General features: G+C 48.4%; 13 protein-coding genes. 11 read left to right on the top strand and 2 right to left on the bottom strand.

Annotated elements, in window-relative coordinates:
• The first annotated feature begins 146 nt into the window (after window positions 1–146).
• The 5 genes from ATH33_RS09975 to ATH33_RS09955 all read left to right on the top strand — a co-directional run bounded on the left by ATH33_RS09975 (window position 147) and on the right by ATH33_RS09955 (window position 5,770).
• Window positions 147–1,775, top strand: coding sequence for a peptide ABC transporter substrate-binding protein (locus tag ATH33_RS09975; protein ID WP_037994158.1), 1,629 nt, complete (start codon window positions 147–149; stop codon window positions 1,773–1,775).
• A gap of 91 nt (window positions 1,776–1,866) precedes the next feature.
• Window positions 1,867–2,796: an ABC transporter permease gene (locus tag ATH33_RS09970; protein WP_037994161.1), complete on the top strand. Its 930-nt coding sequence runs from the start codon at window positions 1,867–1,869 to the stop codon at window positions 2,794–2,796.
• Between the two features lie 7 nt (window positions 2,797–2,803).
• A complete protein-coding gene (locus ATH33_RS09965) occupies window positions 2,804–3,736 on the top strand; it encodes an ABC transporter permease (protein ID WP_037994163.1) in 933 nt (310 codons plus the stop codon).
• Between the two features lie 14 nt (window positions 3,737–3,750).
• Window positions 3,751–4,776 (top strand): ABC transporter ATP-binding protein, encoded by a 1,026-nt coding sequence (locus ATH33_RS09960; RefSeq protein ID WP_037994164.1) that lies wholly within the window; start codon window positions 3,751–3,753, stop codon window positions 4,774–4,776.
• Complete coding sequence (locus ATH33_RS09955; protein WP_249037513.1) at window positions 4,769–5,770, top strand: ABC transporter ATP-binding protein; 1,002 nt, start codon at window positions 4,769–4,771, stop codon at window positions 5,768–5,770. Before ATH33_RS09960 ends, ATH33_RS09955 begins: the two co-directional genes overlap by 8 nt.
• A gap of 55 nt (window positions 5,771–5,825) precedes the next feature.
• Here ATH33_RS09955 and ATH33_RS09950 read toward each other — a convergent pair whose 3' ends face one another.
• Together ATH33_RS09950 and ATH33_RS09945 are read right to left on the bottom strand one after the other, a co-directional pair.
• The gene (locus ATH33_RS09950) at window positions 5,826–7,097 is read right to left on the bottom strand and encodes an Nramp family divalent metal transporter (RefSeq protein ID WP_049719671.1); all 1,272 of its coding nucleotides are present in this window, start codon (window positions 7,095–7,097) and stop codon (window positions 5,826–5,828) included.
• Window positions 7,098–7,197: 100 nt separating this feature from the next.
• Entirely contained in the window at window positions 7,198–7,431 is a 234-nt protein-coding gene (locus ATH33_RS09945; protein WP_037994168.1) for a NifU family protein, read from the bottom strand.
• 185 nt (window positions 7,432–7,616) lie between these two features.
• Here ATH33_RS09945 and cysK point away from each other — a divergent pair, with 185 nt between their 5' ends.
• From cysK to ATH33_RS09915, 6 genes are all read left to right on the top strand, one after another.
• Window positions 7,617–8,543, top strand: a complete 927-nt coding sequence (gene cysK, locus ATH33_RS09940; RefSeq protein WP_121874368.1) for a cysteine synthase A — start codon at window positions 7,617–7,619, stop codon at window positions 8,541–8,543.
• Window positions 8,544–8,546: 3 nt separating this feature from the next.
• The gene (locus tag ATH33_RS09935) at window positions 8,547–9,680 is read left to right on the top strand and encodes a bifunctional cystathionine gamma-lyase/homocysteine desulfhydrase (protein ID WP_037994170.1); all 1,134 of its coding nucleotides are present in this window, start codon (window positions 8,547–8,549) and stop codon (window positions 9,678–9,680) included.
• Window positions 9,681–9,706: 26 nt separating this feature from the next.
• Window positions 9,707–10,015: a YuzD family protein gene (locus tag ATH33_RS09930; RefSeq protein ID WP_037994172.1), complete on the top strand. Its 309-nt coding sequence runs from the start codon at window positions 9,707–9,709 to the stop codon at window positions 10,013–10,015.
• 269 nt (window positions 10,016–10,284) lie between these two features.
• Window positions 10,285–11,553 (top strand): poly-gamma-glutamate synthase PgsB, encoded by a 1,269-nt coding sequence (gene pgsB, locus ATH33_RS09925; protein ID WP_121874367.1) that lies wholly within the window; start codon window positions 10,285–10,287, stop codon window positions 11,551–11,553.
• Window positions 11,554–11,565: 12 nt separating this feature from the next.
• On the top strand, window positions 11,566–12,042 hold the full coding sequence (pgsC, locus tag ATH33_RS09920; RefSeq protein WP_037994174.1) for a poly-gamma-glutamate biosynthesis protein PgsC: 477 nt from the start codon (window positions 11,566–11,568) through the stop codon (window positions 12,040–12,042).
• A gap of 96 nt (window positions 12,043–12,138) precedes the next feature.
• Window positions 12,139–13,299, top strand: a complete 1,161-nt coding sequence (locus ATH33_RS09915; protein ID WP_049719673.1) for a CapA family protein — start codon at window positions 12,139–12,141, stop codon at window positions 13,297–13,299.
• Window positions 13,300–13,390: the final 91 nt, after the last annotated feature.

Genomic DNA, 13,390 nt, shown 5'->3' with positions numbered 1-13,390 from the left:
CGCTCATCTTGCCTTAAAATAACAGATGAATTATTTATTTTCAGATTATTAGGCGGAGGGAACAACCAGTCTTTTTCCATTCAGGGTTTATGACCATTTTTTGGTCTAAACTATATACTTTATTTTAAAAAAAGGGGGCAGACGTTTTGAGGCGGAGAATCAAATTGTTTTCTTTGCTGTCACTGGTTTTGGCGTCAGCGATGGTGTTGACGGCTTGCTTTGGGGGAGGGACCGAGACCAAAAACAGTCAGGTATTGAACTTGGCAGAAATGTCCGAGCCGCCAAACCTGGACAGTGCCAAAACGACAGATGTGGTGTCTTTCATGATCTTGGGAAACACCATGGAAGGGCTATATCGTTTGGATAAAGACAGCAAACCGGTTCTCGGGATGGCAGCCAAAGAGCCGGAAGTGAGCGAGGACAATTTAAAATGGACTTTTACTTTGCGTGATGCCAAATGGAGTGATGGAAAGCCGGTGACGGCCCATGACTTCGAATATGCATGGAAGCGGGCGCTGGATCCCAAAACGGCATCCGAATATGCGTACATCCTTTACCCCTTGAAAGGAGCTGAAGCTTACAATACCGGGAATGGTTCAGCCGACGATGTGGGAGTAAAGGCTTTGGATGACAAAACATTGGAAGTGGTTTTGGAGCGCCCGATTCCCTACTTCAAAGACCTCTTGTGCTTTGCGACTTTCTTGCCGCAACGAAAAGACATTGTAGAACAGTATGGAGATAAATATTCCTTGGAAGCCAACACATTGGTTTACAACGGTCCGTTCGTTCTTTCCGAATGGAAACACAACCAAAGCTTCCAAATGAAGAAGAACCCCGGGTATTGGGACAGCGGGGTTGTCAAATTGGAAGAAATCAACTGGCAAATTGTAAAGGATAACTCGACACAAGTCAACCTTTATAACACCGAAAAATTGGATTTTGCCTATTTAAATTCCGAGTTTATCGACGCATTTAAAGACGATCCGAACACTTTTTCGATTTATGACGGTTCCAGTTGGTACCTGGAAATGAACCAAACCAAAGATTTCTTTAAAAACAAAAAAATCAGGCAAGCAATCAATTTGGCGATCGATAAAAACACGTATGTCAACAATATCCTGAAAAACGGATCGATTCCGGCAGGAGGATTGGTTCCGCCGTTTATCAAAGCCAGCGGCGTGGATGACAACAAAAAATACCGCGATTTGGTGAAAATGGATCCGCAGTTTGATCCGAACAAAGCCAAACAGTTATGGCAAGAAGGATTGAAAGAATTGGGCTTGTCCCAAGCGCCGGCCATTGAATTGCTTGGAGATGACACCGCTTCTGCAAAACAAAGTATGGAATTTATCCAAGAGCAACTGCGCGTCAACTTGGGGGCTAATGTCCAAATTACCTCGGTGCCGTTTAAAGAGCGTCTGGAAAGAGGGAAAAACCAACGGTTCGATCTGTTGATTTCCGGTTGGGGACCCGATTACAACGACCCGATGACTTTCCTCGATCTCTTTACCAGCGACAACTCCTTCAACCGCGGAAAGTACAGCAATCCGGAATATGATGAGCTTGTTAAAAAATCGAAAGAAAACGGGGACTTTAAACAACGTTTTGAAGACTTGAAAAAGGCTGAGCAAATCCTGATTGAGGATGCAGGAATTGCACCGCTTTACTACCGTACGAAAATTGCGGTGAAAAGACCGTTTATCAAAGATTGGTACTGGAGCGCGATTGGTCCGGAATACACGTTGAAATGGGCATCAGTGGATACCGGAAAATAAGATCCGAGTTTTGCCGGGAGAAGGTATATGTCAACGGTTTGGCATATACCTTCATCCATGCTCAATCAGGAAGGAAAGGAAGTGAAGCGGTTTGCTGCGATATATTTTAAGCCGGTTGGGGTATATGGTGCTTACGCTTTGGATTATTGTCACGGCCACTTTCTTTTTGATGCACTCTTTGCCGGGAACCCCGTTGAAAAATGAAGAAAAACTGCCTCCCTTGATCCGGGAACAGATCATGGAAACCTATGGTTTGAATGACCCGTTGCCGGTGCAGTATGTGAACTTTATGAAACGGCTGGTGCAGGGGGACTTTGGAAAATCTTTATCGCACGACGGACGTTCTGTCACCGAAATGCTGTTGGAAGGATTTGAAGCGTCTGCTTTTATCGGGGGACAGGCATTGGTTTTCGGGGTTTTGGTCGGACTGTTGCTCGGAGTGGGTGCGGCGCTCCGGCGCGGAGGCTGGCTGGATAATGTGGCCACAGTGATTGCCGTCGGGGGAATATCGATCCCCAGCTTTGTGATGGCGGCTCTTTTATCTTATTGGGTCGGCGTGAAATGGCAAATTCTGCCGGCGGCGTTGTGGGGGTCTTATGAACATACCATATTGCCGTCGTTGGCTCTTTCATTCACCGTCATTGCACAGATGTCCCGTTATGTGAGAACCGAAATGGTGGAAGTGATGGATCAGGATTATATGAAAACGGCCAAAGCCAAAGGCTTGGGAAGACAGGCCATCGTTTTCCGCCATGCTTTGCGAAATGCCCTCATCCCTGCGATTACCGTGTTGGGTCCTTTGGCGGTAAATATTATTACCGGTTCGCTGGTTGTGGAAACTATCTTTGCTGTACCCGGAATCGGGTTATTCTTTGTTGAGTCAATCCAGGTCAATGATTACACCTTGATTATGGGGGTTACCATTTTTTACTCCATTTTGATTCTTGCCACCATCTTTCTCGTGGATATTTTGTATGGAGTCATCGATCCCCGGATTCGACTAACGGGTGCAAAGGAGTGAATCAGCGATGAGTGAAAAAACAATCAACGAGATCACACCGGAAATGTTTGAGCCGATTGGCGCTGATGAATCGGCCGGGGAGCAGATTACCCGGGAGCGGATCGGCTTTTGGAAAGATGCGGCACGCCGTTTTCGTTCCAACTGGGGAGCGATGATCGGCCTTGTCATTATTTTGGTTATTGGATTTTTCGCTTTTGCCGGTCCCTTGATGAATGATTATGATTACCGGTCACAGGATTACTCCGCTCAAAACAAGGAACCGTTTGCCGACCATTATTTTGGAACCGATAGTTTTGGCCGTGACTTGTGGCAACGGACATGGAACGGGGCCCAGGTTTCCTTGCAAATCGCTTTTTTGGCGGCTTTGTTTGATCTTTGCATCGGTGTGACCGTCGGAAGTGTTTCCGGATATTTCGGCGGCCGGGTGGACATGATCTTGCAACGGGTGGTGGAGATTTTATATTCCATTCCTAACCTGATCATCATCATTTTGATGCTTCTGATCTTTGAACCGGGGATTATCCCCATTGCGCTGGCCTTGTCCCTCACGGGATGGGTGCCGATGGCCAGGGTGGTTCGTGCGCAGATCCTGAAACTGAAATCCCAGGAATATGTGTTGGCGGCTCGCACGTTGGGGGCCGGACACCGGCGCATTCTGCTCAAACATTTGATTCCCAATGTGATGGGGCCGATTATTGTTGCGGTGACGTTTGCCATTCCTTCAGCCATTTTCTTTGAAGCATTTTTGAGTTTTATCGGTCTGGGGATCCGCCCGCCGCTGGCAAGCCTTGGATCACTTGTGAATGACGGCTCCAAATATTTGCAGATTTTTCCGTATCAAGTCTTTTATCCGGCAACGATTCTCTGTTTGATCATGCTCGCCTTCAACCTTTTGGGAGACGGCTTGAGGGATGCACTTGATCCAAGAATGCGCAAATAAAGGGGGGAATCAGTATGGAGAAATTACTCGATGTGAAAGACTTGCATGTTTCATTTAAAACGTATAACGGAGAAGTGAAAGCGGTAAGAGGTGTGAGCTTTCACGTCAACAAGGGGGAAACCGTGGCTGTTGTGGGAGAATCAGGATGCGGGAAAAGTGTCACCTCGCAAACCATCATGCGCTTGATTCCCCAACCCCCGGGCATCATCAAAGAAGGCGAAATCCTTTTTGAAGGAAGAGATTTGACAAAACTCAACGACAAAGAGATGGAAAAAGTCCGCGGGGCCGAAATTGCCATGATTTTCCAAGATCCCATGACTTCTCTCAACCCGACCATGACGGTGGGACGGCAAATCACGGAAGGGTTGATGAAACACCAGAATCTGAGTGCGTCGGAAGCCAGAGAAAAAGCGGTGGAAATGTTGAGATTGGTCGGAATTCCCAGCCCGGAATCCCGGATCAAGCAGTATCCCCACCAATTTTCCGGAGGCATGCGGCAACGGGCGATGATTGCAATTGCACTGGCTTGTCAGCCCAAACTGCTGATTGCGGATGAACCGACAACGGCTTTGGACGTAACCATTCAGGCGCAAATCATTGAGTTGATGAAAGAATTGCAACGGAAAACGGGAAGCTCCATCATTTTGATCACCCACGATCTCGGGGTGGTGGCCGACATTGCCGACCGGGTCGTGGTGATGTATGCCGGACAAGTCGTGGAATCAGGCACTTTGGAAGAAGTGTTTTATCATCCCCGCCATCCGTACACTTGGGGGTTAATGGATTCCATGCCACGGCTAGATTTGTCGCATGAGCAGGAATTGCTTCCGATTCCGGGCTCCCCTCCCGATTTGATTTCCCCTCCGAAAGGGTGTCCGTTTGCAGCCCGTTGCAAGCATGCGATGAAGGTTTGCAAGGAACACATGCCGGGAGTCACCGAGGTGTCATCCACGCATCAAGTGACTTGCTGGCTGGAACATCCCATGGCGCCGAAGCCGAATGTCCGGAAAGGACCGATTGGAGGGGAGAAAAGTGAGTAAGCAAGAAAATAAAAATCATGAAACACGGCCGGAAAAAGATGTGATTTTGTCGGTGAAGGGATTGAAAAAACATTTCCGGCTCAGTAACGGCCAAGTGGTCAAAGCGGTGGACGGGGTCACCTTTGACGTTTACCGGGGAGAAACCTTCGGGTTGGTCGGGGAGTCCGGTTGCGGAAAGTCCACCATTGGCCGCACCTTGATTCGGCTGTACCATGCGACGGAAGGTTCGGTTACGTTTAACGGGGACGATGTGTATCAATTAAAAGGAAAGAAACTGAAAGAATTTAACCGGAAAATGCAAATGATTTTCCAGGATCCGTATGCTTCGCTCAATCCACGCATGACAGTCATGGATATCATTGCGGAAGGGATCGACATCCACGGGCTGGCTCAGGGGGAAGAACGAAAAAAACGGGTCATAGACTTGTTGAAAGTGGTCGGGCTCAATGAAGAGCATGCCAACCGTTTCCCGCACGAGTTCAGCGGGGGTCAACGGCAGCGGATCGGAATTGCCCGGGCTCTGGCAGTCGATCCCGAGTTTATCATTGCCGATGAACCGATTTCGGCATTGGATGTTTCCATTCAGGCACAAGTCGTCAACTTGATGCGAAAACTCCAAAAAGAAAAAGGGCTGACTTATCTGTTTATTGCCCATGATTTGTCAATGGTGAAATATATTTCGGATCGTGTGGGCGTGATGTATCTGGGAAGCATGGTGGAGCTTGCGGACAGTGAGGATCTGTATGACAAACCGTTGCACCCGTATACGGAAGCGCTGCTGTCTGCCGTTCCCATCCCGGATCCGGATGTTTCCAAAAAACGGGAACGGATTATTTTGGAAGGGGATGTCCCCAGTCCCATTGATCCTCCCAGCGGCTGCCGGTTCCGGACCCGGTGCCCGAAAGCGATGGACATTTGCGCCAAGGCCGTTCCGGAATGGAAAGAAGCCGCACCCAAACACTGGGTGGCTTGCCATTTGTATAATGAACAATAAAGAAAACCCGGTTTCATACCGGGATTTCTTTTTTATGATAATTTTTAAGGTTCTTCTAAACCATATCCATGATTTGGATGACAGCAAGGATGGCAAACAAGACCAGACTGATGATCAGAACGGCATTGGCCCACCAACGGTTCCGGTAAACCGGATCCAATTTTTTGGAATTTAACAAAATCAACAATGTGACGGAGATAAAAGGCATGAACAAGGAACCGAGAACTCCATACAAAATCACAAGGCCGACCGGTTTTTCCAAAAACAAAAGCAACATCGGAGGGAATGTCATCCACAAAAGAAAGCCGCGGTAGAAAGGATCCCGCACGGAAACCGGAGCGGGTTTTTTTGTTCCCGGGACTTCTTTTTTGAAATGGCGCACCAAGTCGGCGAAAAGATAGGGAACACCGTTAAACACCCCCAAGACCGATGTGAAAGACGCAGACCAAAAACCGAGCAGGAACAACCAATAGACCGGGGTGCCAAATTCTTTGCCCAAAAGGACGGCAAGGTGGATCAATCCTTCTTCGTTTTGCAATTCAATGCCCGATCCGTATAAAAATTCAGCTCCCACGATCAACAGCGAAAGGGTGAAGATGGCGGTCAGCGTGTAAGCGACACAGGTATCCAGGCGCATGACCGGAATCCACGAAGGACCCGACCAGTTTTTTTCCCGCACCCAATACCCATAGGAAGCGATGGTGATGGATCCGCCAACGCCGCCGATCAATCCCAAGGCATATGTGATGGAGCCGTTTGGCGTGCGGGGGATGAGTCCCGTGGCAATTTGATCCAGCTGGGGCAGAACGATGACAGCGGTGCCGACGACGGTAATGAACATAATGCCGGTCAGCAGGGACATCACTTTTTCAAAAAACTGATATCTTCCGATCCATACGAATATTAAGCAAATAATGGCGTGCAGGATGGCCCAGCCTTTCAACGGGATTTGTGGAAAGATGGCGGTGGCGGCCAGAGCGGCGGAGGATGATCCGGCGGCTCCGTAAATGAATCCCCATATCACGATATAAATTCCAAAGTAGATCAATGCCCAGTGGCCCAAAGATCTCCATCCCTGCAGAATGGTTTGTCCGGAGGCGAGTTGGAAACGGCCCACACCTTCATTCAGGAAATACTTGATGATGGCCCCTGCAATAATGGTCCAAACAAAAACCGTTCCAAACTTGGTTCCGGCCACCAAGGCGGCGACCAAGTCTCCGGCTCCCACACCGGTGGCGGCGGCAACCAGCCCGGGTCCGATCAATAAAAAACGTTCTTTTAATGTTTTGGGAGGCGTTTTGGTTTGTACGGGAGATCCCTCCTTCATCGCAATTGTATTTATACATTAAATAAGTTTCTTTTTTTGTTTTCGAGATGAATATAAAAAATCCCTCTTTACAAAAAGTAAGAGGGATTTGAGAAAGAGCTTATAATACCTGCTCGACTTCGCGAACTTCCGGTACTTCTTCCATCAACGCCCGTTCAATTCCGGCTTTCAGTGTAATGGTGGAACTGGGGCAGCTTCCGCAGGCACCGAGCAAACGCACACGCACGATTCCGTCTTCGACTTCAACCAGTTCCACGTCTCCACCGTCACGCTGAATGAAAGGGCGCAATTTGCCCAATACTTCATTAACGCGTTCTTCTACTGACACAACCATAACCCCTTTCTAAATAGGAGTAACAAACCAAGCAGATATCCCAATATCAAATTCATTGTAGGGGGTTTTTCCAGCAAAATCAATGGTTAATTGGCGGAAACCGGCAGGGAAAAACGAGTCTTTTTTCCAAATCAGAAAATTGATATGATGGATATGTCTCAGTTTCATTTCAAAGGAGTATGTATATGAAAAAGCGTTATGAAGACGTAAAGGAATTGATTGGTCAAACCCCGATGTTACGTCTGAAACGGATGGGAACTCCGAAGAATATAAAACTGTTTGCGAAATTGGAGTTTTTTAATCCCGGTGGCAGTGTGAAAGACCGCTTGGGAGTGGCGTTGATTCGCGAAGGGGAAAGAACGGGGAAACTGAAACCGGGCGGGACGATTATCGAGCCGACAGCCGGGAACACAGGCATTGGCATTGCTTTGGCCGCGGTGGGGACGGACTATCGGGTGATTTTTGTCGTTCCGGAAAAGTTTTCAGTGGAAAAGCAAGAATTGATGCGCGCGTTGGGAGCCGAGGTGATCAATACGCCGACCGAGCTCGGGATGAAAGGGGCCATGGAAAAAGCGAAAGAATTGGAACAATCCATTCCCGGCGCTTATTGCCCGCAACAATTTGTCAACCCGGCCAATCCCCGGGCGCATTATCAAAGCACCAGCCCTGAAATCTGGGAGCAGATGGACGGCCAAATTGACGTGTTTGTGGCCGGGGCTGGTTCAGCCGGAACGTTTATGGGGACGGCCCGCTACCTGAAAGAAAAAAATCCGGCGATCAAAACGGTGATCGTGGAACCGGAAGGATCCATCATCGGGGGCGGAAAGCCGGGGCCGCACAAGACGGAAGGAATCGGCATGGAAATGTTCCCGGATTACTTTGACCGGTCTTTGATCGATGAAGTGTATACGGTAAAGGACGAGGATGCCTTCCGGCTCGTCAAGGAACTGGCGACGAAGGAAGGGTTGCTGGTGGGAAGTTCTTCCGGGGCCGCTTGTTATGCCGCTTTGGAAGAAGCCAAAAAATGCTCCAAAGATGCACAGATCGTGGTCATTTTTCCAGACAGCAGCGAACGTTATCTCAGCTCAAAAATTTACCAAGGTGGGGTGTAAATGATGAAAACGGATACAAAATTGATTCACGGAGGCGTTTTTGGCGATGCCCAAACCGGAGCCGTCAGCGTTCCGATATACCAGGTGTCAACCTATAAACAAAAACGGGTGGGTGAACATTCCGGTTATGAATATTCCCGGACGGGGAACCCGACCCGGGCGGCATTGGAACAGCTGATCGCGGAATTGGAAAATGGTGCGGCCGGGTTGGCTTTCAGCTCGGGAATGGCTGCCATCTCAACTGTCCTTTCTTACTTCAATCAAGGAGACCATTTGGTCATCGGGGATGATGTTTACGGCGGGACGTACCGGGTGGTTTCCAAGGTGTTTAACCGGATGGGATTGAAAGCCACGTTTGCGGACACCAGTGATCCAAAACAAATCGAGGCGGCCATTCTTCCCGACACGAAGGCCATTTATATGGAAACACCAAGTAATCCACTCTTAAAAGTATCTGATATCCGGGCGATCGCACAGTTGGCCAAAGAAAAAGGGTTGTTGCTGATTGTGGATAACACGTTTTTGACTCCTTACTGGCAAAACCCGTTGGACCTTGGTGCCGATATTGTTCTTCACAGTGCCACCAAATATCTCGGGGGACACAGTGACGTGGTCGCCGGACTGGTTGTCACCAAAGAAAAATCCCTGGGTGAGGAACTCCACTTTTTGCAAAACTCGATCGGCGGCATTCTCGGACCGCAAGATTCCTGGCTTTTGATGAGAGGAATGAAGACGCTGGGATTGAGAATGCGCCAACATGAACAAAATGCCCGGCGGATTGCCGATTGGTTGAATGAGCATGAGCAAGTGGAGAAAGTGTATTATCCGGGATTGGAAAGCCATCCGGGGCACGAAGTGGCATCCGTACAAGCCAAAGGCTATGGCGGGATCATCTCGTTTGATGTGGGCTGCGCGGAAAAGGCGGATCAATTGTTGGAGAACACCCGCTTCTTCACCCTTGCGGAAAGCTTGGGAGCGGTGGAAAGCCTGATTTCTGTCCCGGCCCGCATGACCCATGCATCGATTCCTGCCGAACGCAGGGCGGAACTCGGGATCACGGACGGATTGGTCCGCATTTCCGTTGGTGTGGAGGATGTGGAAGACTTGATCATGGATTTGGATCAGGCGCTTCGGTAATAGAATAGAGAAGCGGAGGGAAGCCGGTGAATCATGTCGTTGTATACGTCTATGGTGCGGAAGAAATTTGTGCCAGTTGTGTCAACCTGCCTTCTTCCAAGGAGACCGCAACCTGGTTGGAAGCGGCCCTCAGGCGAAAATATCCCGGGCAGGTGACGGTAAAATATGTGGATATTTTCCATCCCCAGACAGAAAAAGAAAAAGCATTCAGCCAACGGGTCATCGAAGAAGATTTATGGTACCCCGTCGTGGTCATTGAGGATGAAATGGTTGCGGAAGGAAATCCGAAACTGAAAAAAATCTGTGAAGTGATCGACCGCTTGATTGCTGTGTAGAGGTTTCTGCACAGCATTTTTTTTGTTGCTTCGGGGATCGGGGGTTTTCATCAGCAACTCAAAAAGGTTTAATATTTTTGTGCTATTTTTGCTACGAGTTCCGGCGGGTTCGTGATATCTTATTATGTGTCTGCTATTTAACGTTCTAGTAAAATCTTATTAAAAGTCATTAATAGTATAATATAAACAGATAAAAAATGGATGTTCCGGATGGGTGATGAAATGGCCATCACCGCTTGGATCACGGAGGAACCGAGGAGTTGATGGATATGTGGTTGATCCCCCTGTCGCTTGGGGCGCTTTTTGGCCTGGGGGTCTGGGAAAAGAAAAAACACCAAAAAAATATTGATTCCATTCCGTTGCGGATTAATGTGAACGGCATCCGCGGGAAATCCACGGTGACCAGATTGATTACCGGAGTCATGATTGAAGCCGGATATCGTGCGGTCGGGAAAACCACGGGGACGGCCGCCCGGATGATCTGTTGGGATAAAAAGGAAGAAAAACCGATTCGCAGACGCCTGGAAGGGCCTAATATCCGGGAACAGAAAGTGGTTGTGGAAGAAGTGGCCAAGCTCGGAGCCAATTGTCTGGTCAGCGAATGCATGGCAGTGAATCCGGATTATCAGATTGTATTTCAGGAAGAAATGTTGCAAGCCAATGTCGGCGTGATTGTCAATGTTTTGGAAGACCATATGGATGTGATGGGGCCGACGTTGCAAGAGGTGGCGGATGCGTTTACGGCGACAATTCCGTACAAAGGATATCTGATTGTATCCGAAGGGCCTTTCGTTCCCTTTTTCAAAAAGGTTGCCCGTCGCCGCCGCACGCGTGTTTTTGTTGCCGATACTTCCAAGATCTCGGAAAAGTTTTTGCGCCAGTTCGATTACATGGTGTTTCCGGAGAATGCCGCATTGGCGTTGGCTGTTGCCGAAGCGTTGGGCATTGACCAGGAAACGGCTTTCCGGGGCATGTTGAAGGCAAATCCCGATCCGGGAGCCATGCGGATCCTTCCGCTGAGTGCGGATGAACATCCTGCCTATTTTGTCAACGGATTTGCAGCCAATGATGCTTCATCCACCCTCAATATTTGGGAACGTGTCGGAATGTTGGGATATCCGGTCAAAGATCCCGTGGTCATTATGAACTGCCGTCCGGACCGGGTGGATCGGACCGAACAATTCGCAAGGGATGTTTTGCCGCATATGTCCATCGATACACTTGTCGTCATCGGACAAACGACTCAGCCGATCGTGGAAGCCTGCGAAAAAGGCCTGATCCGGTGCAGTGAACTGCTGGATCTGGAAAATCAGCCGGTGGAACAAATTGTTCAAGCGATTCAAGGCAAATTACATAACCGGTTGGTTTACGGCGTCGGAAACATTCACGGGGCTGCGGAGCCGTTGTGTGAATGGTTTGAACAGATGAACCAAAAAGCCAAAGAGCAGTTTACCGCCCGGCTGGAGTCTGAATCGAATCAACCCGAAGATGAACAAAAAGCGGTACAAAACAAGAAAATGGCACATATTGTCAGCTAGGAGGAAAGTTCGTTGTTTGGATCAGACTTATACGTTTCGTTAATTATCGGCGTGGTACTCAGCCTGTTGTATGCGGAAAAAGTGGGGGTAATGCCTGCAGGACTGATTGTTCCCGGATATATGGGATTGGTTTTTGATCAACCTGTTTTCATTTGTGTGATTTTGTTGATTAGTTTTTTAACATTTATAATTGTGACAAAAGTCGTCGGGCGATTTACCATTTTATACGGGCGGAGAAAGTTTGCCGCCATGTTGTCCGTCGGTGTCGCCTTGAAGCTGGTTTTTGATTATTTTGCTCCCATGACTTTTCCTTATTTGCCTTTTGAAATGCAGGAATTCCGGGGGATCGGTGTGATTGTTCCCGGACTCATTGCCAACACCATTCAAAAACAGGGCGTGATTCCGACCGTCGGAAGTACGTTGTTATTAAGCGGGGCGACTTTCGTCATTATGTTTTTATACGAATTTGTGTTGCTGAAATTTTTCTAAACATCAAAGGGCAGCCAAAAGATGCGGGGGTGGAGAAAGAAACAGGCTCTAACCCCGAACTTTATTTTTTATGCAAGGTGTAAGGATGGATTCTACATGTTAACTTGGAAACAAAAATTTCAACGCTATATCAAAAGGCAAAAGAAAAAAACGATGCAGCACACGTTGATTGCTCTTGGCATCACCGTTTTGCTCATCGTCCTCAGCCAGGTTTTGGATTCGCCGCCAAAAGTGGAGGAAAAAGATGATCACAGCCTTTTGACCATCAGCATGGCAGGAGACATGTTGTTCGGGCGGTATGTCGATGAAGTGGTGGTCCCCAATCACGGATATCAGTCGTTGTTTCAGTATGTGCGGCCTTATCTCAAGAAATCGGATTATATTACCGGAAATTTTGATCAGCCCGTCACCGAAGGCGAAGATTATCCCAAAGCGGACAAACGGGTGCATATTTCCACCAAACCGGAGATTGCCAAAGTGTTGAAAGAAGAAGGTTTCACGACCGTCAACCTTGCCAACAACCACATAAAAGATTATGGGAAACAAGGCTTGTTGGATACCATTCGGGTGTTTCAAAACCAAAAGGTGAAGACGGTCGGAGCCGGCTACAATATCCAAGATGCTTCCACCGTTACCTATCAGATGATCCGGGGCATCAAAATTGCCACCCTCGGGTTTTCCGATATTCTTCCCAAAGATTTTCGCGCTTTGTCCGACCGGTCCGGTGTGGCCCCGGCGGATCCGGACGTGTTTTTTTATGATGTGGCCAAAGCCAAAAAAAATGCCGATCTGGTGATTGTCCATATGCATTGGGGTGAAGAGTATGACAGCAACTTCCACCCGAGACAGCAGGATTTGGGACGGTCGTTGATCGATGCCGGAGCCGATATCGTGATCGGCCACCATCCCCATGTTTTGGAACCGGTGGAAGTTTACAAACACGGGGTCATCTTTTACAGCCTTGGGAACTTTATTTCGGATCAGGGGTGGTCCCGTACCCGCGAAAGTGCTTTGGCTCAGTATAAAGTGATGAATGGAAAGGTGAATTTGGTGATTCACCCGCTTGTCATTCGGCAGGGAACCCCGAGGCCTTTAACCGGTTTTGGTTCTTTTTACCGTCGGGAGAGGATTTTTATGCAAATCACCGATGAGCCTGTCTTTTCGAAGGAATGGAGTCGTTTGTGGAAACGGGAAGGTGACGCGTTGGTACGCACCATCGATCTTCCGCCGAAACTAAAAGCAAAATTGGCTCCATAAAAGATATAGGAAATTTTCTTCCATTTGAAATTGATTTTGATTAAGATTACATCGTGAAGGGACGAATGGAGGAAATGTTGACTTATCGGCA

The organism is Thermoactinomyces vulgaris (genome assembly GCF_003688725.1).
GTDB lineage: Bacteria > Bacillota > Bacilli > Thermoactinomycetales > Thermoactinomycetaceae > Thermoactinomyces > Thermoactinomyces vulgaris.
The sequence above is the reverse complement of the archived record's forward strand: the minus strand, read 5'-3'. Positions and strand labels throughout refer to the sequence as shown.